The organism is Pantoea sp. RSPAM1, from assembly GCF_038816185.1.
Taxonomy (GTDB): Bacteria; Pseudomonadota; Gammaproteobacteria; order Enterobacterales; family Enterobacteriaceae; genus Pantoea; species Pantoea ananatis.
The window spans coordinates 1,055,246-1,075,540 of the sequence record NZ_CP046137.1; the positions used below are offsets into that span (position 1 = coordinate 1,055,246).

General features: G+C 55.2%; 20 protein-coding genes. 5 read left to right on the forward strand and 15 right to left on the reverse strand.

Going from position 1 to position 20,295, the window contains the following annotated elements; all coding sequences use genetic code 11:
• Positions 1 to 22 precede the first annotated feature (22 nt).
• Positions 23 to 703, reverse strand: coding sequence for a tRNA-uridine aminocarboxypropyltransferase (locus GKC68_RS05615; protein WP_047714615.1), 681 nt, complete (start codon positions 701 to 703; stop codon positions 23 to 25).
• Between the two features lie 82 nt (positions 704 to 785).
• The gene (trxC, locus tag GKC68_RS05620; protein WP_013026875.1) at positions 786 to 1,205 is read right to left on the reverse strand and encodes a thioredoxin TrxC; all 420 of its coding nucleotides are present in this window, start codon (positions 1,203 to 1,205) and stop codon (positions 786 to 788) included.
• 159 nt (positions 1,206 to 1,364) lie between these two features.
• On the opposite strand from trxC, the gene GKC68_RS05625 reads away from it, so the two are divergent.
• Complete coding sequence (locus GKC68_RS05625) at positions 1,365 to 2,483, forward strand: tRNA/rRNA methyltransferase (protein ID WP_028725308.1); 1,119 nt, start codon at positions 1,365 to 1,367, stop codon at positions 2,481 to 2,483.
• Between the two features lie 83 nt (positions 2,484 to 2,566).
• On the opposite strand, the gene GKC68_RS05630 is transcribed toward GKC68_RS05625, so the two are convergent.
• Positions 2,567 to 2,974, reverse strand: coding sequence for a helix-turn-helix domain-containing protein (locus GKC68_RS05630; protein ID WP_028725307.1), 408 nt, complete (start codon positions 2,972 to 2,974; stop codon positions 2,567 to 2,569).
• Positions 2,975 to 3,086: 112 nt separating this feature from the next.
• Between GKC68_RS05630 and GKC68_RS05635 the strand changes: the two genes are divergently transcribed.
• Complete coding sequence (locus tag GKC68_RS05635) at positions 3,087 to 4,139, forward strand: NAD(P)-dependent alcohol dehydrogenase (RefSeq protein ID WP_342656658.1); 1,053 nt, start codon at positions 3,087 to 3,089, stop codon at positions 4,137 to 4,139.
• A gap of 51 nt (positions 4,140 to 4,190) precedes the next feature.
• Here the strand turns inward: GKC68_RS05635 and emrB are convergent, their stop codons facing one another.
• The 12 genes from emrB to GKC68_RS05695 all read right to left on the reverse strand — a co-directional run bounded on the left by emrB (position 4,191) and on the right by GKC68_RS05695 (position 17,324).
• Positions 4,191 to 5,726, reverse strand: a complete 1,536-nt coding sequence (gene emrB, locus GKC68_RS05640) for a multidrug efflux MFS transporter permease subunit EmrB (RefSeq protein WP_028725305.1) — start codon at positions 5,724 to 5,726, stop codon at positions 4,191 to 4,193.
• Positions 5,727 to 5,742: 16 nt separating this feature from the next.
• On the reverse strand, positions 5,743 to 6,915 hold the full coding sequence (gene emrA / locus GKC68_RS05645) for a multidrug efflux MFS transporter periplasmic adaptor subunit EmrA (RefSeq protein WP_028725304.1): 1,173 nt from the start codon (positions 6,913 to 6,915) through the stop codon (positions 5,743 to 5,745).
• 148 nt (positions 6,916 to 7,063) lie between these two features.
• Positions 7,064 to 7,594, reverse strand: a complete 531-nt coding sequence (gene mprA / locus GKC68_RS05650) for a transcriptional repressor MprA (RefSeq protein ID WP_014594402.1) — start codon at positions 7,592 to 7,594, stop codon at positions 7,064 to 7,066.
• Positions 7,595 to 7,864: 270 nt separating this feature from the next.
• Positions 7,865 to 9,064, reverse strand: a complete 1,200-nt coding sequence (locus tag GKC68_RS05655) for an MFS transporter (RefSeq protein WP_047714611.1) — start codon at positions 9,062 to 9,064, stop codon at positions 7,865 to 7,867.
• A gap of 146 nt (positions 9,065 to 9,210) precedes the next feature.
• Positions 9,211 to 10,209: a glycine betaine/L-proline ABC transporter substrate-binding protein ProX gene (gene proX, locus GKC68_RS05660; protein ID WP_058706857.1), complete on the reverse strand. Its 999-nt coding sequence runs from the start codon at positions 10,207 to 10,209 to the stop codon at positions 9,211 to 9,213.
• A gap of 59 nt (positions 10,210 to 10,268) precedes the next feature.
• On the reverse strand, positions 10,269 to 11,420 hold the full coding sequence (gene proW, locus GKC68_RS05665) for a glycine betaine/L-proline ABC transporter permease ProW (protein WP_064366110.1): 1,152 nt from the start codon (positions 11,418 to 11,420) through the stop codon (positions 10,269 to 10,271).
• Positions 11,413 to 12,612 carry a glycine betaine/L-proline ABC transporter ATP-binding protein ProV gene (proV, locus tag GKC68_RS05670; protein WP_028725300.1) on the reverse strand — a complete coding sequence of 400 codons (1,200 nt, stop codon included), beginning with the start codon at positions 12,610 to 12,612 and terminating at the stop codon, positions 11,413 to 11,415. The genes proW and proV overlap by 8 nt, the downstream gene beginning before the upstream one ends.
• A gap of 366 nt (positions 12,613 to 12,978) precedes the next feature.
• Complete coding sequence (nrdF, locus tag GKC68_RS05675) at positions 12,979 to 13,938, reverse strand: class 1b ribonucleoside-diphosphate reductase subunit beta (protein ID WP_342656659.1); 960 nt, start codon at positions 13,936 to 13,938, stop codon at positions 12,979 to 12,981.
• 9 nt (positions 13,939 to 13,947) lie between these two features.
• The gene (gene nrdE / locus GKC68_RS05680; protein WP_252294971.1) at positions 13,948 to 16,029 is read right to left on the reverse strand and encodes a class 1b ribonucleoside-diphosphate reductase subunit alpha; all 2,082 of its coding nucleotides are present in this window, start codon (positions 16,027 to 16,029) and stop codon (positions 13,948 to 13,950) included.
• A gap of 26 nt (positions 16,030 to 16,055) precedes the next feature.
• Positions 16,056 to 16,469, reverse strand: coding sequence for a class Ib ribonucleoside-diphosphate reductase assembly flavoprotein NrdI (nrdI, locus tag GKC68_RS05685; RefSeq protein WP_342656660.1), 414 nt, complete (start codon positions 16,467 to 16,469; stop codon positions 16,056 to 16,058).
• A gap of 4 nt (positions 16,470 to 16,473) precedes the next feature.
• Positions 16,474 to 16,716: a redoxin NrdH gene (locus GKC68_RS05690; RefSeq protein ID WP_028725297.1), complete on the reverse strand. Its 243-nt coding sequence runs from the start codon at positions 16,714 to 16,716 to the stop codon at positions 16,474 to 16,476.
• A gap of 290 nt (positions 16,717 to 17,006) precedes the next feature.
• Positions 17,007 to 17,324 (reverse strand): DUF883 family protein, encoded by a 318-nt coding sequence (locus tag GKC68_RS05695; protein ID WP_028725296.1) that lies wholly within the window; start codon positions 17,322 to 17,324, stop codon positions 17,007 to 17,009.
• 151 nt (positions 17,325 to 17,475) lie between these two features.
• Here GKC68_RS05695 and GKC68_RS05700 point away from each other — a divergent pair, with 151 nt between their 5' ends.
• The 3 genes from GKC68_RS05700 (at position 17,476) to mmuM (ending at position 20,279) form a co-directional block, all read left to right on the forward strand.
• Positions 17,476 to 17,811: a DUF2002 family protein gene (locus tag GKC68_RS05700; protein WP_028725295.1), complete on the forward strand. Its 336-nt coding sequence runs from the start codon at positions 17,476 to 17,478 to the stop codon at positions 17,809 to 17,811.
• Positions 17,812 to 17,947: 136 nt separating this feature from the next.
• Positions 17,948 to 19,354 carry an S-methylmethionine permease gene (mmuP, locus tag GKC68_RS05705; RefSeq protein WP_028725294.1) on the forward strand — a complete coding sequence of 469 codons (1,407 nt, stop codon included), beginning with the start codon at positions 17,948 to 17,950 and terminating at the stop codon, positions 19,352 to 19,354.
• Complete coding sequence (mmuM, locus tag GKC68_RS05710; RefSeq protein WP_047713966.1) at positions 19,344 to 20,279, forward strand: homocysteine S-methyltransferase; 936 nt, start codon at positions 19,344 to 19,346, stop codon at positions 20,277 to 20,279. Before mmuP ends, mmuM begins: the two co-directional genes overlap by 11 nt.
• The last annotated feature ends 16 nt before the right edge of the window (positions 20,280 to 20,295 follow it).

Sequence of the window (20,295 nt, forward strand, 5' to 3'; positions counted from 1 at the left end):
ACTCGTCCTGCCAGGGCGAGTGTTACCTCTCCTGGCCGGGATGATGCGGCTTACCGGCGAGATAGGCCTGACGGAACTGCTCAAAGTGCAGGGTTAATGCCTCGCCAGCCGCACGGTCGCCGGCCTGATGCAGCAGCGCTGCGGCAATCTCTGCGGTGCAATGCTGACCTTCGCCATGCGCTTCGCGCAGGCTGTAGCGAGACGGCGTGGTGACGTTGAGCGATATCACCGGAAAGCGGTCAAGCCAGGGGCTTTTACGAAACATCTTGCGGGCTTCATTCCAGGTACCATCCAGCATGATAAACAGCGGCGGTTTACCTGACAGCGGCGGCGAATGCACAATCTTGCGACCTTCATCGGCGTAGGATGCAGGGAAAACCACCAGGGGCTGATAAGCCTCACTGGCCACGGCCTGCAGCAGTAAAGGATCGGGCTCGGTGCGTGACCAGCCAAAGGCCTGGGTATCCGGCAAGACGTCGGCGATCAACCGGCCCGTATTACTTGGCTTCATCGGTTCGGTATCAAACATCACCAGACAAAAGCGACTCCGGGCAGGCTGCACACGAATGCTGGCGCACAGACACTGTTTTTCCGGCAACAGGCATCCCTGGCAACGAAGCACACGGTTTCCACGCGCCAGAAAGGGACGTGTGGCGCGGGCCAGACGTTGAGCACGTAAACGCAAAACGGCATTTTCAGACATGATTATTCAGGACAGGAAAAAGCGTAGTGTAATCGAAGCGTCGGACAAAGGGAAAAGGCCAGCACGGGCTGGCCTTTTGCGCTTACAGGGATTCGTCGAGCCACTCGTTGAAGGGCGCTTTCGGCATGGCACCGTTTAGCATGTCCACCATCTCACCTTTCTTAAAGACCATAATGGTGGGAATGCTGCGAATGCGGAAGCGACTGCTCAGCGCCGGTTCGGCTTCCGTGTTCACTTTAATGAAGCGGACCTTACCGCTGCGCTCCTGTGCGACGTCTTTGAACACCGGGGCAAAATTAACGCAGGGGCCGCACCATGGCGCCCAAAAGTCCACCACGACCGGCAGATCGTCCTGCAGATAGCTGTCCAGCGTGGCGGCGGTGGCGTTGATGACCTCGCCGGAAAACAGGCTTTCGCCGCAACGACCACATTTGGCACCATCGGCAAGCCGTTCTTCGGGAACGCGATTGGTTGCCTGACAAGACGTGCATACCGTATTCATATAAACCTCTGATAATGAACGAGAGCACTTTGCTCAATATTGTCCATTATGAAAGGGTGGTAAGATCGTCTCAATGTGGATTGCTCTATAGGTTCAATAGTTGATAGCTAAGCGCAGTCACATCAGGTAATCTTCGCGCTCTCAATGCAGGAGGAAGAAATGAACGACGAATTTAAAGGCAAAAGTGGTAAGGTCAAAGTCATGTATGTGCGTGGCGAAGATGAGCAAAGCGCGCGCGCGCCGAATCCTCGTACAGGCAAAGGTGGCCGTCCTGCTGCTCGCCGTGAAGACAATCGTCGTTCATCCGGCCCGCGCACTGAGCGTAGTGAAGAGGGCGGACGCAGTACAGGCCGTCGCAGTGATAGCGCGCCACGCCGCAGTGACAGCGCACCGCGCCGCAACGATCGCGGCAGCGACAATCGAGACGCTTACGGCAGCAGTGATTCCCCATGGCGCACCGTCTCCCGCGCGCCGGTAGTAGAAGACAACAAACCGGAAAACCCGGGGATCAGCGGTAAAGGCGTGGTTGACGTTGAGCAGATTCGTCGCCAGCGTCTGGAAGAAACCCGCGTTTACGGTGAAAACGCCTGTCAGGCGCTGTTCCAGAGCCGTCCTGAATGCATCGTTCGCGCCTGGTTTGTGCAAAGCGTGACGCCACGTTTTCGCGATGCGCTGCGCTGGCTGGCAGCTAACCGCAAAGCCTACCACGTGGTCGATGACGCAGAGATCACCAAAGCTTCCGGTACTGAACACCATGGCGGCGTCTGCTTCCTGATCAAAAAACGCATGGGCATGGACGTAGCAGAATGGCTTAACAAGGCCGAAAGCAAAGACTGTGTACTGGCGCTTGAAGATGTCAGCAATCCCCACAACCTTGGCGCGATCATGCGCAGCTGCGCGCACTTCGGTGTGAAAGGTCTGCTGGTCAACGATGCCTCGCTGCTGGAATCCGGTGCAGCGGTTCGCACGGCGGAAGGCGGCGCTGAACACGTTCAGGCTATCAGCGGCGCAACCTTTAATGAAGGCCTCGAAGCCTTCCGCAAAGCGGGTTACACCATCGTGACGACCTCGAGCCATCAGGGCACGCCCCTGTCTGACGCGGTGCTACCCGCCAAAATGGTACTGGTGTTGGGGCAGGAGCGTGAAGGCTTGTCTGACAGCACGTTCCAGCAGGGCGATATGAGCCTGTCGATTGGCGGCACCGGCAACGTGGAAAGTCTGAACGTCTCTGTCGCTACCGGCGTTTTGCTGGCCGAATGGTGGCGTCAGAACGCCTGATGTCAACTGACGTATGGCGCCGTGAAACGTGCCATACGGGTTCAGTGTTCCCGGCGGGGCGTGAATGATGCTCCGCCAGCCCGTTACCCTGTCTTGCCATCCCCGGCGTCGGACGTAGCCTGGTCAACATGTTCGTCCATCTCATCAAGCGCCCGCTGGTTATCCAGCCCCCATTGATACAGCTGCTCTACCGGTTCCGCGAAGGTCTGACCCAGCGCCGTTAACGCATAGTCGACTTTGGGTGGGATCACGTCGTAAACATGGCGGGTGATCAATCCGCGCTGCTCCAGCTCCTTCAGCGTCTGAAACAACATCTTTTTTGATATCCCCTGCAAACTTCGCTGCAACTCGCCCGTGCGCGCGCGGCCTCCCGGCCAGTGATACAGCGCATGCAGCACCATTGGATTCCACTTGGCAGAAAAAAGGTCCATGAGTCGGCGCGGCGGTGAATCTACATAAAAAACCAGTTTACCCTCTACCCAGGCAGGCATCGTCTTCTCCCTCCTTCATGGTTACCAAATGGTAACTACTATCAATAATGGCACTATTTAAGTAGAGTTTGCCGCCCTCCGTTATCAAAAGCCAGTCACTATGAGAGGCTCCATGAAAATTAATGCACTGATCGCGCACGATGCGACCCAGCCCCTTACCGCCGGACAGATCGCGCTGCGTCCGCTTCAGCCGCAGGATGTCCGGATAGAAATCCTTTACTGTGGCGTTTGCCACTCAGATTTGCATATGGCACGCAACGAATGGGCGGTAAGCCATTATCCCCTGGTGCCGGGACACGAAATCGTTGGACGGGTGAGCGAAACCGGTAGCGCTGCCACCCGATTTACGCCGGGTGATATTGTTGGCGTGGGCGTGATGGTGGATTCCTGCCGCACCTGTCATTTCTGTCAGCAGCAGGAAGAACAATATTGTGAAGCCGGTTTCACCGCGACCTATAACGGTACGGATAAATACACCGGTGAATCTACCCGAGGCGGCTATGCTGAGCACGTGGTGGTCGATCAGGACTTTGTGGTTTCGGTGCCGCAGCACCTGCCGCTGGCCGGCGTTGCGCCGTTGCTGTGCGCAGGCGTCACTGTCTGGTCACCGCTGCGCCATTTTAACGTGAAAGCGGGCGATAAGGTTGGCGTGATTGGCCTGGGTGGGTTAGGCCACATGGCGGTGAAGCTGGCGAATGCGCTGGGTGCTGAGGTGACGCTTTTCACCTCGTCGGCTGACAAAGCCCCGGATGCCCGCCGTCTCGGTGCCCGTCATGTGGTGGTATCACGCGATGCTCAGGCGATGCAGGCCAGCCAGAATGCGCTGGATCTTATCGTTGACTGCGTGGCGGCCCCGCACGATCTTGACCCTTATCTGGCGACGCTCAAAACCAATGGCCGCCTGGTGCTGGTGGGCATTCCCGATAGTCCGCACGTTTCACCGAACGTGACGCCAATGGTGTTCCGTCGTTTAAGCATCAGCGGCTCGTCCATCGGCAGCATTAAAGAAACCCAGGAGATGCTGGATTTCTGCGGCGAGAACAACATCACCGCAGACATTGAGATGATTCGTGGAGAGCAGGTCGAAGAAGCCTTTACGCGAATGCTAAAAGGTGACGTGAAATACCGGTTCGTGATGGATATGAAAGCGACGCGCTGGGCGTAAAAACGGGTTCTGGCGGGCGTGACTTCCACGCCAGAACCCCATCGCGTTCGTCTAGTGTGCGCCACCACCACCGCCACCGGCGGTAAAGGGCGGACGGGCAAACCAGATCAGCACCAGCAGCACCAGAAAGACGCCCGCCGAGGCCCAAAAAATCTCGTTGGCGGAAATGATCAATCCCTGATTGGTGATCTGCTGAGCGATGTAGGCTGAGGCCTGCTGATGCGTCATGCCCATCCCCTCAAGCTGACTGTACATCTGCTGCGCATTAACGTTATAAGGCGTCACCGATTCGCTGAGGTTACTGTGGTGCATTGCCTCACGATCCGTCCACATCGTGGTGGTGATCGACGTCCCTATCGAACCCGCCAGCGTACGCACAAAGTTCGACAAACTGGACGCCGCCGCCATTCTTTCCGGGGGCAAACCCGAGAGCGTAATGGTGGTGAGTGGCATGAAGAAGCAGGCGACCGCGAAGCCCTGAATAAACTGTGGCCAGGCCGACGCGGCAAAGTCCATGCCCGGTTCAAACGTGTAAGCGCGCCAGTAGAAACAAATGGCATACATGATAAAACTAAACGTGACCAGTTTTCGCATATCAAGTTTATGGGAGAACCGACCAATGATGGGCGACAGGATGACCGGGATAATCCCGACCGGCGCGGAGGCCAGCCCTGCCCAGGTCGCGGTATAACCGTAGACCTCCTGCAGCAACTGCGGCAAGAGAACGATCGATCCAAAATAGAGCATGTAGGCCAGGCTAATGGACAAACAGCCTATGGTGAAGTTGCGCGATTTAAACAGCGACAGATCGACTATCGGGTGATCGTCTGTCAGCTCCCAAATCAATAGCATCATCAGCGCCAGCACCGCGACAATCGTCAGCACAATAATTTCTGTTGAGCTAAACCAGTCCAGCTCTTTACCGCGATCCAGCATCACCTGCAGCGAGCCAACCCCGACCACCAGCAGCACCAGGCCAACGGTATCAATGGGGCGGATCTGGGTCTCGGTTTCACGACCACGCAGGGTTTGCAGCGTGAGCATGATGACCACAACACCAATCGGCACGTTGATAAAGAAGATCCAGCCCCAGTGATAGTTATCACTGATCCAGCCGCCGAGAATGGGGCCACATATGGGGGCCACAATCACCGTCATCGCCCAGAGTGACAGGGCGATACTGCGTTTTGCGGGCGGATAGTTATTCAGCAGCAGGCTTTGCGACAGTGGGATCAACGGACCTGCAACGATCCCCTGAATTATCCTGAAGAAAATCAGCATTTCCAGGCTTTCAGACATGCCGCAGGCCCAGGACGCCAGCGCAAACAGGATGGTCGACCAGGTAAAGAGTTTGACTTCACCGATGCGTTTGGCCAGCCAGCCCGTTATCGGAATTGAGATGGCGTTTGCCACCCCGAAAGACGTGATGACCCAGGTCCCCTGGGAGTTTGAGGCCCCCAGATTACCCGCAATGGTCGGTATAGCAACGTTAGCAATGGTGGAATCCAGAACCTGCATGAACGTCGCCAGGGAGAGCGCAATGGTCATTAAGACCAGCGGCGTCCCTTTCAGCGGTGTTTGTGCCATTACAGCCTCCGGGTGATCATCCGGCGTTCGCGTGGACGATATCGGTAATCAGCTTATCAACCGGTGCAAGGTCAATGGCCAGGGCGTTGCTGCTGTAGGCAGCCTGCTGACGAACGCTGGTTGCCAGTGCGCTGCCGTCTTTATTGTCGGTATCAATTTTTACCAACGTAGAGAGTCCAATACGCAGAGGATGTTTAGCCACTTCATCCTGATTCAACTCAATACGGACCGGCAGACGTTGAACCACTTTGATCCAGTTACCAGTGGCGTTTTGCGCCGGCAGCAGGGAGAACGCGCTTCCGGTTCCCATGTCCAGACCGACAACTTTACCGTGGTAAACCACATCGTCACCGTAGATGTCTGCCACAACGGTTGCCGGTTGGCCGATACGCACGCCAGCCAGTTGGGTCTCTTTGAAGTTAGCGTCTACCCACAAGTCGGTTGCAGGCACCACCGCCATCAGCGGCGTACTGGTATTGATTTGCGAGCCAACCTGCACGCTACGGCGCGAGACATAGCCATCCATTGGGCTGCGAATGTCAGTGCGTTGCAGTGCCAGCCAGGCATCGCGCAGCTGTGCCGCACTCTGCTTCACGGCAGGCTGGTTTTCCAGAGAGGTATTCAGGATCATCGCCTGGTTCGCGTTATACTGCTGAACCGCCACATCCAGCTCCGCTTTCGCAGAAGCCACGGCATCGCGTGCATGTTGCAGCTCTTCACGGCCAATCAGGTTAGAGGCACCCAGCGGCTCGCGGCGTTTCAGGTCGGCCTGCGCCTGATCTAACGCGGTCTGACGGAGCGCAATGGTGGCCTGATACTGTTTCGCGTTGATCATCTCCTGATGTACCTGGCGCACGCTGGTCGCCAGCCCGGTCTGGGCTTTTTCAAACGCCTGCTGTGCATCGGTTTTATCCAGCGATACCAGCACATCCCCTTTTTTGACAAAATCGGTATCATCAAACCAGACTTTATTGACGCTGCCTGAGACCTGAGCCATCACCTGCACCTGGTTACCGGCAACGTAAGCATCGTCCGTTTCCTGATAGTGGCGTAGCACCAGGAACCAGTAAACGCCCCACGCAATGCCAAGCAGTACGACGATCAGCGCCAGTAATAGCAGCGCACCTTTGCGCTTTTTCTTCTTGTTATTTACTGGCTGATGCGGGCTTTGCGCCTCTGATGCACTCATTTATTTCTCCACGTTTTCCACTTAATCGGCGGGTTAAACTCCGTTTTCACCCTCGCCCGAGCCAAAAAAGCCAGCGACTAAGCGCTGGCCGGATAAAAGAGGGTTAAGGTAACGATTTCGTCAGGTGATTGTGTCGCAGATCTTGCTATTACCGCGACAGGGAAGCAGTTAGTTTATCTTCTTCCATCTTATCCAGACGGGTAAGCAGCTTGCGGGTGATGTTTTCCAACTGTGACTTCTCATCACCGGTCAGTGAAGACCACAGGTATTGTAGGCTCTGATGTTGAGGCGGCAGCACCTGCTGCAGAAATGCATTGCCTTTGTCGGTCAGATGCAGATGCAGGCAACGGCGATCCTGAGCGCTTTCACGACGTTCAATCCAGCCACGTTTTTCCAGCTCATCGGCAATGCGCGTGGCATTAGTCCGTGAGGAACCCAGGGCGGTGCTCAGCTCTGAAGGCTGAATGCTCTGGTCTTCCTGCGCATCCAGCGTCAGTAACGCCATAAACAAGGTTTCATTAATACCCTGTTCTTTAAGCATCTTGTTGCGATTGTCCAGCAATTTACCCTGCATATGCATGCAAAGGCGCGTCAGGAGAATTTCCTGGAAGGGGAAATCCGTGTGACGATTGGCACGGATATTTAACATTTGCTCAATGGGCGTAAACGAACTTTCCATTAGAAAAAACCTCACTAATTTCAACTTTTATAGTCACCACGGTGGCAGCGTCATTGCTGAGTGTTCTGGCCTTATCAGGTCATCCTCAGGCTGTCGCACTGTGGTCGTTCAAGATCTATCCTTGACCCCAGGGTAAAGGTTTAGCGCATCGATTTCATACGCGTTGGTCGTACAGTGAAACGGTACGACATCAAATGATTGCAAAAGAAAAAATAACTGGCGTGAATAACTTTGGGCCAACGATAGCAAACTCACACTCCGCTGAACAGGCTAAATCACACTATTCTGGCTATTCGTTTGTTCCAGGCGATGATTCCGCCACCAGATCAGTAAATTCAGGCAAGTCAGTGTCGCGCCGGCCGCGCAGACGCCATACCAGCCCGCGAAATGGAAGGCATTGGCCGACAGCAATGAGCCTAGCGCCCCACCAATAAAGTAGCTGGTCATATAACCTGCATTCAGTCGGTTCCTTGCCTCAGGCTGGCGTGCGTATATCACGCTTTGATTGGTGATGTGTACGGCCTGAACCGCCAGATCCAGCACTAAGATGCCGACGATCAGCGCCACAAGCTGCTGCGCGCCCCAGGCAATCGCCGCCCAGGACAGCAACATCAGCAGCAAGCCTGCGCTGGTGGTGAATTTGGCATGACCTCTATCCGCCAGCGAGCCGGCTTTCCTGGCTGCCAGGGCCCCGGCGGCGCCGACCAGTCCCAGTAACCCGATTTCTCCTTCCGAGAAACCGTAAGGCGTGGCAGAGAGCAGAAATGCCATTGATGTCCACAGGATGCTGAAATTCGCAAAGGTAAGACAGCCGGTAACGGAACGGGTGCGCAGCACAGGATCGGCGGCATACAGCCGAAACAGGGAAATCAGCAATTGCGGATAGTTCAATGAAACAGAAGGTGTGATGCGCGGCAGCGTGCGCCACAGCGCAATCGCCATCAGCAGCATTAACACGCTGGCGACCCAGTATACGGTTTGCCAGCCGCCTAACTGCGCCAGGCCGCCCGCAACGGTTCGCGCCAGCAGGATGCCCAGCAGCAAGCCGCTCATGACCGTGCCGGTAACTTTGCCGCGCTTTTCCGGCTCTGCCAGCGTCGCGGCCAGCGGCACCAGAATCTGGGCCGCCACCGAAAAGAGTCCGGTGATCACCGTGCCCAACAGCAGGAAGGGAAATGAGGAAGAGAGAGCAATGATCACCATGCCCGCCGCAGCCAGCACCATCATGCCCACTATCAGGCCGCGCCGTTCCAGCATATCGCCAAGCGGGACCAGCAACAGCAGCCCACAGGCATAGCCAAGCTGTGCGCTGGTCACAATGAACCCCGCGAGCGCCACCGACAGGTCAAAGTGTTGGGCAATGGTATGAAGCAGTGGCTGAATATAATAATTGCTGGCAACACAAAGGCCAGTGGCAACGGACATCAGTCCCACCAGTGCAGACGTTAAACCAGGGCGAGATGTTGTCATAGGGAGGCAAAGGTAAATATTAATAAAGTGGCGTTAATAATAACCTAAAAAATTATTTGAGGGCTATGTTTATGTCATGCGCCCGTCAATCAGCCATAACGAAAAAAGGGCAGACAGGTGTCCGCCCTTCGTCAGCCTGCCGAGCCTTACTGCGTCGCGGCGCGCGCGTCGTTAATCCACTTGTCAAACTGAGCCTGATGGCCCTTGATCCAACCGTCTACGTGGCGATTGATATCCTCTTCAGAACTTTGCCCTGCGTGCATGGCGGCATTTTCCGCATTGATATCACCAATCGGCAGTCTCATCTCGGCAAACAGTTTCGCGGCGGCGGGATTTTTTTCCGCCCAGGCTTTGTTGGCCACAATGTGCATCGTGTTGACCGGGAAGCCATAGTTCGCACCGTTAGCCAGTTTGGTATCCACGCCTTTCTGTTCACCCGGCAATGAAGAGAACGGCACCTGCAGCCAGACCACGTCGCGGCCCGGTTTAAGCACATCACTCAGCCAGTAAGGTGTCCAGGTGTAGTAAAGGACAGGTTTTCCCTGTTTAAAGCGTGCCAGAGTATCCGCGATCATCGCCGAATAGTTGCCCATGTTGGCGGTGACGGTGTTGCTCAGTCCATAAGCTGCGTTTTGGTGGTTAATGACCGCCTCACAGCCCCAGCCGGGCGTACAGCCGGTCATATCCGCTTTGCCATCGCCATTGCTGTCGAAAAGCCTGGCAATCTTGGGATCTTTCAACTGGGCGAGATTAGTGATGTGATACTTTTCAGCCGTTTTTTTGTCGATGAGATAGCCCTGAGCCGCGCCGGAAACATAGGTTCCCTCGCGATAAAACGCCTGGCTCCCGCCTGCGGCTTTATACATATCGTCGTGCAGCGGCCGCCAGTTGGTTGCCATGAAGGTCGCATCACCCGAGGCGATGGTGGTATAGGCGACGTTGTAATCCACTTCGCTCGGTTTCTCAACGGTATAGCCCAGCTTCTCCAGGCCCCGGCTCACGAGCAGTGTCTGAAAAGTCTCTTCGGCAATCGTACTTTGTACCGGTTTCACCGTGATGCCCTTACCCGGCAGATCGGCCGCGAAAGCGTGAGAAGCAGAGACAGTGGCCAAAATGGCAACGGCAGCAGGGAGCGTCTTGCGCATGATTATTCCTCGTTTTTATTGTCGCGATAACGGCGGCAGCTGACTGCCGCGCTCAGGATTCAGGATGGACGGAAAGGACGTGTCAGCAGGCCAATGGGGCCGGTGTGATACCAGTGGCGACGGCCACGGCTGCGTTTGTCACGCGCCACCGACTGCGTCAGGCGGTCAAGGATAATGGCCAGAATCACGATGCCGACGCCGCCCACGGAGGCCAGGCCCATGTCCAGACGACCAATGCCGCGCAGCACCATCTGGCCCAGTCCACCTACGGCAATCATGGAGGCAATCACCACCATCGACAGGGCGAGCATCAGCGTCTGATTCACACCCGCCATGATGGTGGGCATGGCCAGCGGCAGCTGTACCTTAAACAGCAGCTGACGCGGACTGGCGCCAAAGGACTCACTGGCTTCAATCAGGTCGGCAGGAACCTGTTTAATTCCCAGGATGGTCAGCCTGACAATGGGCGGCAGGGCGAAAATGATGGTGACGACGACGCCCGGGACATTCCCGATACCAAACAGCATGACAATCGGCACCAGGTAAACGAAGGCCGGTGTGGTCTGCATGGCGTCCAGCAGCGGACGCACAATGCGTGCCGCCCGTTCACTGCGCGCCAGCCAGATCCCCATAGGCAGGCCAATGATGATGCAAAACAGCAGGGCGGTGAGCACCAGCGCCAGCGTAATCATCGCTTGTGACCAGGCACCAATCGCGCCGATAGCTATTAGCGAAATCAGCGCAGCAATGCCCATCGCCGGGCTGGCGATTTGCCAGGCGATTAGCGCAAACAGCGCGATAGCCACCGGCGCGGGCATGCCCAGCAGCAGCTGTTGAAACGCGCTGAGGATGTAATCCACCGGTAAGCGAATGCTTTGAAAGACCGGACGGAAATGATTAACGACCCAGTCGATCCCTTCAGTGACCCAGTGATCCAGCGGAATCCAGGTTTTATGGAACGGATCCATGATAGTGAAATGGTCGGACTGGGGGGCCGGCGCGTTGTTCAACCAGTCCGTGCTGCTGCTGGAGCCTGTCGCGGCACCGCCATCTGGCGTACCCCACGCATCTGCACCGCCGGTGGCCGCATGATGACCACTGTCGGCGGCACTGCTCTGGTCTGCAGCACCTGACCAGGGATCGCTACTTTGGCTGCTCTGGGTATCCGTCGGGGCCGGGTTATCCCATGGGGTCGTTGTCGCTTTACTCATGGCTGGCTCCTTCACGATCTAAAGCACGTAGCAGCGTGCTTTTGGATATTACGCCGACGTATTGATTTTCTTCTCCCACCACCGGAACGGCACAGGGAGCCTGCGCCACGTGTGAGAGCAGTTCGTTTAACGAGGTCGTGGCAGGAACCGCCGCTGGCGCGTCGAGCAGGGCGCTTTCCAGACCTTGCCCTGCCGCCAGGGCCGCCTTGAGAGAGTCGGTTGACACTACGCCGATAAATTTCTGTTTCTCCAGCACGTAGCCGTAATCACGATCTTCTTCCTGCAGAAGTTGTATGGCCGAGCGCGGGCCTAATCCGGTCGCTTTGCGAATGAGCGCGCCAGCATTTCGGCGTGCAATATCGTTAGCGCTAAAGACGTGACTGATATCGACGCCGCGGAAGAACGTACGGACATAATCATTGGCGGGATTATTCAGGATTTCATCGGGTGAGCCGACCTGAATGACTTCGCCATTTTGCATAATGGCAATACGATCGCCAATGCGCATGGCTTCGTCCAGGTCGTGTGAAATAAATACGATAGTGCGCTGATGTCTGGCCTGTAATTTCACCAGCTCATCCTGCATTTCGGTACGAATTAAGGGATCGAGTGCAGAAAAGGCTTCATCCATTAATAAAATATCGGGATTAATGGCTAAAGCGCGTGCCAGCCCGACACGCTGACGCATGCCGCCTGATAGCTCATCAGGATAGGCGTGGGCGTAATTTTCCAGTCCAACCTGGCGTAATGCCTCAAGGGCTTTTTCCTGACGTTCTGCTAAGGGGATGCCGGCTAATTCCATGCCAAAAGCGGCATTATTTACAACGTCAAGATGCGGCATTAAGGCGAATGACTGAAATACCATGCTGATCTTATTTCGGCGAACCTCACGCAGTTCGCTGTCCGATATTTTTGCAATATCGACACCGTCAATAATCACCTGGCCGCGCGTCGGCTCTATCAGACGATTGAGAAGGCGAACCATGGTGGATTTTCCTGAACCGGATAACCCCATGATGACGAAGATCTCGCCTTCTTCAATGGCCAGACTGGCATTTTTAACACCGAGCGATAAGCCTGTTTTTTCGAGGATTTCCTCTTTACTACAGCCCTTATCAATATATTTAAATGCCCTTTGTGGATTATCACCAAATACCTTATAAAGATTTTTTACTTCTACTTTTATTGTCATCCGTAAGTCATGCCCTGATTAAATTATTTTAATGTAAAATGACGTGTCCTGTTCAATTTAAGCAGGCTATAACCTGACATACTCAGATTATCTGTCAACCCTGACGTGAAATATTCATGGCTGGAAAGTACGCCTTGTTGCGATAATTTCCAGTCATCACAAGGGATGCGGGGAGATGAATTTTTTATGATTTATTTTGCAAAACGACAGTCATTAGACCGTGCAGCGCGGAGATATTGGCAGAATGACGAACGGAAGGGCGGGAATGAATAAAAATAATGACGCTGATTAAAGATAACTAACAGCTTATTAATCAGCGCCAGTAATTATGACCGCCTGTGACTTATCATAACGGCACAGACAACCTTAGAAACTCCAGTCTTCGTCTTCCGTTTCGACCGCTTTGCCCATCACGTATGAGGAGCCCGAACCCGAAAAGAAGTCGTGATTTTCATCCGCGTTTGGGGATAACGCCGACAGGATTGCCGGGTTAACGCGAGTTAACTCTGCCGGGAACAGCGCTTCATAGCCAAGATTCATCAAGGCCTTATTGGCGTTGTAGTGCAGGAAGGTTTTCACTTCTTCCGCCCAGCCAACATAGCCATAGAGCGCTTCAGTATAAACAACCTCGTTTTCATACAGCGCCAGCAGCAGATCGATGGCGAACTGCTGCAATGCTTCACGGCGGCGTTCATCAACCTGCTCAAGGGCTTTTTGATACTTGTAGCCAATATAGTAGCCGTGAACGGCCTCATCGCGGATGATGAGCCGAATCAGATCGGCGGTATTGGTCAGTTTGCCACGGCTTGACCAGTACATCGGCAGCCAGAATCCTGAATAGAACAGGAACGACTCCAGAAAGACGCTGGCGATTTTTTTCTTTAACGGATCGTCAGCGCGGTAATGGGTAAGAATGATCTCAGCTTTATTTTGCAGCGCCTGATTCTCTTCGCTCCACTGATAAGCGGCATCCACATCGCTGGTATGACACAACGTCGAAAAAATCGAGCTGTATGAGCGGGCATGTACCGCCTCCATAAAGCTGATATTCGACAAGACGGCCTCTTCATGTGGCGTCAGCGCATCGGGCATTAAGCCCGGCGCACCCAGCACGTTCTGAATGGTGTCCAGCAGCGTCAGGCCGGTGAATACGCGGATGGTCAACTGCTGATGCTGTTTATCCAGCGTCTGCCAGGCCGGCAGATCGTTGGACAAAGGGATTTTTTCCGGCAACCAGAAGTTGCTGGTCAGACGGTTCCAGACTTCAAGATCTTTCTCGTCCTGAATACGGTTCCAGTTAATGGCTTGAATTTGTCTGAGTTGCATAATGGGTTCTCACAGTGCGCAGGAGACGCAGCCCTGAATTTCAGTGCCTTGCAGGGCCATCTGACGGAGTCGAATGTAGTAAAGCGTTTTAATCCCTTTCTTCCAGGCGTAAATCTGCGCTTTATTAATGTCGCGCGTGGTCGCGTCATCCCGGAAAAACAGGGTTAATGACAGGCCCTGATCCACATGTCGGGTCGCCTCTGCGTAGGTATCAATAATGGCTTCCGGCCCAATCTGGTAAGCGTCCTGATAGAGTTCCAGATTGTCGTTGGTCATGAAGGGGGCCGGATAGTAAACGCGACCGGTTTTGCCCTCTTTGCGGATCTCTATTCGCGACACAATCGGGTGAATACTGGAGGTGGCGTGGTTGATATAGGAGATCGATCCGGTAGGCGGTATCGCCTGCAGGTTTTGATTATACAGCCCCGAGGCCATCACCGATTCACGCAGTGCCAGCCAGTCGTTGTGACAGGGCAAGCTGATGCCCGCATCGGCAAACAGGGCGGCGATACGGGCGGTTCGCGGCTGCCAGTCGCTTTGCAGATATTTGTCAAAATACGCGCCGGTGGCATAGGTTGAGGCGCTAAAACCGTCGAAAGTCTGCTGGCGCTCTTTTGCCAGCTGATTCGAGGCGCGCAGAGCATAATAAGTGACGCAGTAAAAATAGAGATTAGTGAAGTCCAGCGCCTCGGGTGATCCGTAAGCAATACCTTCACGCGCCAGATAACCATGCAGGTTCATCTGACCCAGACCGATAGCATGCGAGCGGCGATTGCCTTCCGCAACGGAGGGAACTGAGCCAATGTCACTCATATCTGACACCGCAGTCAGCGCCCGAATCGCCGTTTCCACCGTGTGGGCCAGATCGCCAGAATCCATCGCATGGGCAATATTCAGCGAGCCAAGGTTACAGGAGATATCTTTGCCCATGCGGCGGTAGCTGAGATCCTCGTTGAATTCGCTGGCGCTGTTCACCTGCAAAATCTCTGAGCAGAGGTTGCTCATATTGATGCGACCGGCAATCGGGTTATCCCGGTTTACGCTGTCCTCATACATGATGTAGGGATAGCCTGATTCGAACTGGATTTCCGCCAGCGTCTGGAAGAAATCGCGCGGCTGAATATAGGTTTTACGGATTCTGTCGTCCGCCAGCATCTCCGTGTATTTCTCGCTGATGCTGATATCGCCAAATGCCTGACCGTAGATTCTTTCAACATCGTAGGGCGAGAACAGCGCCATCGGCTGATTCTCTTTGGCAAGCTGGAAGGTGATATCCGGAATGACCACGCCCAGCGACAGCGTTTTAATGCGGATTTTTTCATCTGCGTTTTCACGCTTGGTATCCAGGAAGCGCAAAATATCCGGATGGTGAGCATTCAGCCAGACTGCGCCGGCTCCCTGACGTGCCCCGAGCTGGTTGGCATAAGAAAACGCATCCTCCAGCATTTTCATCACCGGAATAACGCCGGAAGACTGGTTTTCAATGCGCTTGATCGGCGCACCGGACTCACGCAGGTTCGACAGCAGAAACGCCACGCCGCCGCCGCGTTTTGACAGCTGGAGCGCAGAGTTTACTGCCCGGCCAATCGACTCCATATTGTCTTCAATGCGCAGCAGGAAGCAGGAAACCAGTTCGCCGCGCTGTTGCTTGCCGCTGTTCAGAAACGTTGGCGTGGCGGGCTGAAAACGCCCACTCAGGATAGCTTCCAGCACCGAGCGCGCCAGGGTTTCATCGCCCTGCGCCAGCGTCAGCGCCACCATACAGGCACGCTGCTCGAAGGTTTCCAGGTAACGCTTGCCATCAAAACTTTTCAGGGTGTAGCTGGTGTAGTACTTCCACGCACCCAAAAAGGTCTTGAACGCAAAGCCCCATGCATCGGCTTCGTCGTGCAGCCCGCAGACAAAGTTAAAATCATACTGATTAAGTATGGAAGCTTCGTAGTAGCCTTCAGCGACCAGATAGCGCAGGCGCTCGGCGATGCTGGCAAAGTGCTGGGTGTTGGGCTGCACGTGCTGAATAACAAACTGACGTGCGGCCTGCTGGTCCTTGTCAAACTGGATGCGGCCGTCAGCGTCATACAGGTTCAGCATGGCGTTCAGGGCATGGTAATCCAGCGCTACGTCGTTGAGGGTATCTGTCGTTGCCAAAATTGGGTTACTCCCGCTTTCACATTGGCGATATCGTCGAGGGTTCCCATCAGTTCAAACCGATACAGATAGGGAACCTGACATTTCTTAGCAATGATGTCGCCTGCCAGGCAGTAACCTTCGCCAAAATTACGGTTACCGGCGGCGATAACGCCGCGTAAGCCGTTGCGGTTGGCGTCATCATTGAGAAACTGAATTACCTGTCTGGGCACCGCACCGCGGTGGCCGCCGCCGCCATAGCTGGGCACGACCAGAATATAGGGCTGGTCGATGTGCAGCTGTTGCTCTGCGTCAATCGGTATACGGCACGCGGGCAGGCCCAAACGGAGAATAAACCGATGGGTGTTTTCCGACTGGCTGGAAAAATAGACCAGTGGAAACATGCGGCTATCCGCCCATCGCCACGGACTGAGACAGGCCAGCTATCTTGTCAGGGCGGAACCCACTCCAGTGATCGTCATGCGTCATGACGACTGGTACCTGGCGGTAACCCAAGGCCTTGAGGTTATCGATGGCCTCCGGTTGCGTATCCAGGTTGATGAGGTGGTAGTCGATGCCCTGGCGATCCAGTGCATTTTTCGTGGCATTACACTGGACACAGTTATTTTTAGTGTAAATAATAATGCGCATGATTCGTATTCCTCTTTCATTGCGGTGCTGCTGCGGATAACGAAGTTTTTTCCATGAATCAGGCTTCGTCCTTGCTAACATCTTGTGGTGTGACAATGAAATGAATACTAGATGTAGCGTTAATTGCGGTCAAGCGTACTATATATGGGGTTAATGGCCTCGGATGCGGCAAGCCAGTGGCGACGCGCCCTTCCACGCGAAAAAATATTTTGTAAAGCCAGTTGCGCAAAAAACAGGCATAAAAAAGCCCCGCTCATTGAGCGAGGCTGATGATAACGGCAGGGCAGGGACTAGCGGCGGGACACTAACAGCGCACCCAGCACAATCCCGACCGCAGCGCCGATGCCGACACCGTGCCAGGGTTTATCATGCACATAGGCATCAACCTGATAACCGGCGTCGCGGGCGGCCTGCGAAACACGATTGCCACCACCGTTCAATTTCGCACGGGTTTGCTTCAGCAGGGCTTCCGCCTGGCTGCGGGCAGAGTTGACCTCATCCTTCGCTTCGCTGCCGTAAGATTTCAGCAGCGCTTCAAGTGAATCAGCCAGCTCGTTCACATCCTGATTGATATCAATGTCATCGTTTTTTTGCGTTCGATTAAACATTTTTGGCTCCCTTGTCATTAACACGTAATACTCAGTGTAGACCACGTTTGACTTAACGAGGCGCGGGATGGCCCTTTAGGGAAAATTCCGAATGCCCGTTCAGCCACGCTGATGTAAGGTTGCGTGGCTTTTGAAGAGGAGAGGATCAAGCATGTATTTACGACCAGATGAGGTAGCGCGCGTACTGGAAAAAGTAGGCTTTGAAGTCGATGAGATCACACCACGCGCTTATGGCTACCGTCGTGGCGACAACTATGTTTATGTTAACCGTGAAGCGCGTATGGGGCGCACGGCGCTAATTATTCACCCAACGTTGAAAGAAAAAAGTCAGCCCTTTGCCGAACCGGCGTCAGAAATAAAAACCTGCGATCACTACACGCGGTTCCCTCTCTACCTGGCGGGTGATTCGCAGGAACATTATGGTATTCCACACGGCTTCAGTTCCCGCATGGCGCTTGAACGCTATATACAGAGCGTGTTCGGCTAGCGCACCCCGCCCCGTAAACGCGGGGCAACGATCCCTTCCCGTCGATGCCTGACCGCTTCGCCCGTTGCATTTCGGCGCCGTAATGCGTATAAATCTGCTGCATATAGATGTTTAGACGTCCATACGGATGGGGTATATGAGCGAGCAGACGACTTCTTCGCAGGATCAATTTAAACGAACCATGAAAGTTCGCCACCTGGTGATGCTATCGCTGGGCGGCGTCATCGGTACCGGCCTGTTTTTTAATACCGGCTACATTATTTCCACCACCGGGGCCGCAGGCACGCTGCTGGCTTATCTGATTGGTGCGCTGGTGGTATGGCTTGTGATGGCCTGCCTGGGTGAACTGTCGGTCGCCATGCCTGAAACGGGGGCATTTCACGTCTATGCCGCTCGCTATCTGAGCCCGGCCACGGGCTATACCGTCGCCTGGCTGTACTGGCTGACCTGGACCGTCGCGTTGGGCTCCAGCCTGACGGCGGCAGGGTTCTGTATGCAGTACTGGTTTCCTCACGTGCCGGTCTGGCTATGGTGCCTGGTCTTCTGTATCGCCATCTATCTGCTCAATGTGATTTCCACCCGTTTCTTTGCCGAAGGGGAGTTCTGGTTTTCCATCATCAAAGTCATCACGATTGTCGCCTTTATTATCCTGGGCGGCGCGGCCATGTTTGGCTTTATTCCGATGAAGGACGGCACGCCCGCGCCGGGTTTGAGCAATATCACTGCACACGGCTGGTTGCCTAATGGCGTATTACCGATTCTGATGACGATGGTCGCGGTGAACTTTGCCTTTTCCGGCACCGAGCTAATTGGCATTGCAGCAGGCGAAACCGAAAACCCGCAAAAAGTCGTGCCGCTGGCCATTCGTACTACCGTCGCGCGCCTGATCCTGTTCTTTGTCGGCACCGTTTTCGTGTTGGCCGCCTTAATTCCAATGGACCAGGCTGGCATCGTTAAAAGTCCCTTTGTGCTGGTATTTGAGAAGATCGGCATTCCCTGGGCGGCAGATATCATTAACTTTGTGATACTCACGGCCATCCTGTCTGCGGCGAACTCGGGTCTGTATGCCTCAGGCCGCATGCTGTGGTCGCTGGCCAATGAGAACACGCTGCCGCGCGCCTTCGCCCGGGTCAACAAACGCGGGGTACCGCTGCTGGCGATAACGGTCAGTATGATCGGCGGCCTGCTGGCGCTGTTCTCCAGCGTGGTCGCGCCGGATACGGTATTTGTGGCGCTGTCTGCTATCTCTGGCTTTGCAGTGGTGGCCGTGTGGTTGAGCATCTGCGCGTCGCACTATGTTTTTCGTCGTCGCCATGTGCAACAGGGTAAATCGCTGCAGGAACTGGCTTATCGCGCGCCGCTGTATCCGCTCACGCCCATCCTGGGCTTCCTGCTTTGCCTGCTGGCCTGTGTGGGGCTGGCTTTCGATCCCTCGCAGCGTATTGCCCTGTGGTGCGGAATTCCGTTTGTGCTGTTTTGCTATGGCGCTTACCATGTCACGCACAAAAAAACACAGGCTAAGGAGGCCAGGGATGTCGCATAATCCTGTTTCGCGCGCATTACAACAGTCTGCACCGCTGATTCTTGACGGCGCGCTGGCGACCGAGCTTGAGGCGCGTGGTTGCGATCTGGCGGATGCGTTGTGGTCCGCTAAAGTGCTGGTGGAGAACCCTGAGCTGATTTATCAGGTGCACTACGACTATTTTGCTGCCGGCGCGCGCTGCGCCATTACTGCCAGCTATCAGGCCACGCCACAGGGCTTTGCGGCGCGGGGCCTCGACGAAACGCAGTCTCTGGCGCTGATCGCCCAAAGCGTCGAACTGGCTAAACGTGCCCGCGCAGATTATCTGGCGACGCAGGCCGAAGCAAAGATCCTGCTGGTGGCGGGATCGGTCGGACCTTACGGCGCGTTTCTGGCCGATGGATCGGAATACCGGGGGGATTACGCGCTGCCAGAGGCTGAAATGATGGCGTTCCATCGCCCACGGATCAACGCATTACTGGCGGCGGGCGTGGATGTACTGGCCTGCGAAACGCTGCCCTCCTTTGCAGAAGCCCAGGCGCTGGTTGCCCTGTTAGGCGAATTCCCTGACAGTCGCGCCTGGTTCTCGTTCACGCTGCGTGATGCCGAACACATCAGCGACGGCACGCCGCTGCGTGAGGTGGCGGCTTACCTCAATGCGCAATCGCAGGTGGTGGCATTAGGAATCAACTGTATTGCGCTGGAAAGCGTTACGCCGGCCCTGCAGCAGCTTCAGCGCCTGACGGACAAACCGCTGGTGGTCTATCCCAACTCGGGCGAGCAGTACGACGCCAGCAGCAAAACCTGGCACTCTGCGCCCTCTGGCTGCACCTTGCATGACAAGTTTAGCGAGTGGCAGCAGGCCGGTGCCCGGTTGATTGGCGGCTGCTGCCGCACCTCCCCCAAAGACATCGCGGCTATTGCCCGGCATTGTCAACCGCAATAAAGCGGCAGAATCGGGC

Excerpts from the sequence above, each read along its gene's own strand:
- trxC (WP_013026875.1), bottom strand. The coding sequence starts at position 1,205 with ATGAATACGGTATGCACGTCTTGTCAGGCAACCAATCGCGTTCCCGAA.
- GKC68_RS05690 (WP_028725297.1), bottom strand. The coding sequence starts at position 16,716 with ATGCGCATTATTATTTACACTAAAAATAACTGTGTCCAGTGTAATGCC.
- GKC68_RS05615 (WP_047714615.1), bottom strand. The coding sequence starts at position 703 with ATGTCTGAAAATGCCGTTTTGCGTTTACGTGCTCAACGTCTGGCCCGC.
- GKC68_RS05695 (WP_028725296.1), bottom strand. The coding sequence starts at position 17,324 with ATGTTTAATCGAACGCAAAAAAACGATGACATTGATATCAATCAGGAT.
- proV (WP_028725300.1), bottom strand. The coding sequence starts at position 12,612 with ATGACAATAAAAGTAGAAGTAAAAAATCTTTATAAGGTATTTGGTGAT.
- GKC68_RS05635 (WP_342656658.1), top strand. The coding sequence starts at position 3,087 with ATGAAAATTAATGCACTGATCGCGCACGATGCGACCCAGCCCCTTACC.
- proW (WP_064366110.1), bottom strand. The coding sequence starts at position 11,420 with ATGAGTAAAGCGACAACGACCCCATGGGATAACCCGGCCCCGACGGAT.
- proX (WP_058706857.1), bottom strand. The coding sequence starts at position 10,209 with ATGCGCAAGACGCTCCCTGCTGCCGTTGCCATTTTGGCCACTGTCTCT.
- mmuM (WP_047713966.1), top strand. The coding sequence starts at position 19,344 with ATGTCGCATAATCCTGTTTCGCGCGCATTACAACAGTCTGCACCGCTG.
- GKC68_RS05655 (WP_047714611.1), bottom strand. The coding sequence starts at position 9,064 with ATGACAACATCTCGCCCTGGTTTAACGTCTGCACTGGTGGGACTGATG.
- nrdF (WP_342656659.1), bottom strand. The coding sequence starts at position 13,938 with ATGCAACTCAGACAAATTCAAGCCATTAACTGGAACCGTATTCAGGAC.
- nrdE (WP_252294971.1), bottom strand. The coding sequence starts at position 16,029 with ATGCTGAACCTGTATGACGCTGACGGCCGCATCCAGTTTGACAAGGAC.
- mmuP (WP_028725294.1), top strand. The coding sequence starts at position 17,948 with ATGAGCGAGCAGACGACTTCTTCGCAGGATCAATTTAAACGAACCATG.
- GKC68_RS05700 (WP_028725295.1), top strand. The coding sequence starts at position 17,476 with ATGTATTTACGACCAGATGAGGTAGCGCGCGTACTGGAAAAAGTAGGC.
- GKC68_RS05625 (WP_028725308.1), top strand. The coding sequence starts at position 1,365 with ATGAACGACGAATTTAAAGGCAAAAGTGGTAAGGTCAAAGTCATGTAT.
- emrB (WP_028725305.1), bottom strand. The coding sequence starts at position 5,726 with ATGGCACAAACACCGCTGAAAGGGACGCCGCTGGTCTTAATGACCATT.
- emrA (WP_028725304.1), bottom strand. The coding sequence starts at position 6,915 with ATGAGTGCATCAGAGGCGCAAAGCCCGCATCAGCCAGTAAATAACAAG.
- GKC68_RS05630 (WP_028725307.1), bottom strand. The coding sequence starts at position 2,974 with ATGCCTGCCTGGGTAGAGGGTAAACTGGTTTTTTATGTAGATTCACCG.
- mprA (WP_014594402.1), bottom strand. The coding sequence starts at position 7,594 with ATGGAAAGTTCGTTTACGCCCATTGAGCAAATGTTAAATATCCGTGCC.
- nrdI (WP_342656660.1), bottom strand. The coding sequence starts at position 16,469 with ATGTTTCCACTGGTCTATTTTTCCAGCCAGTCGGAAAACACCCATCGG.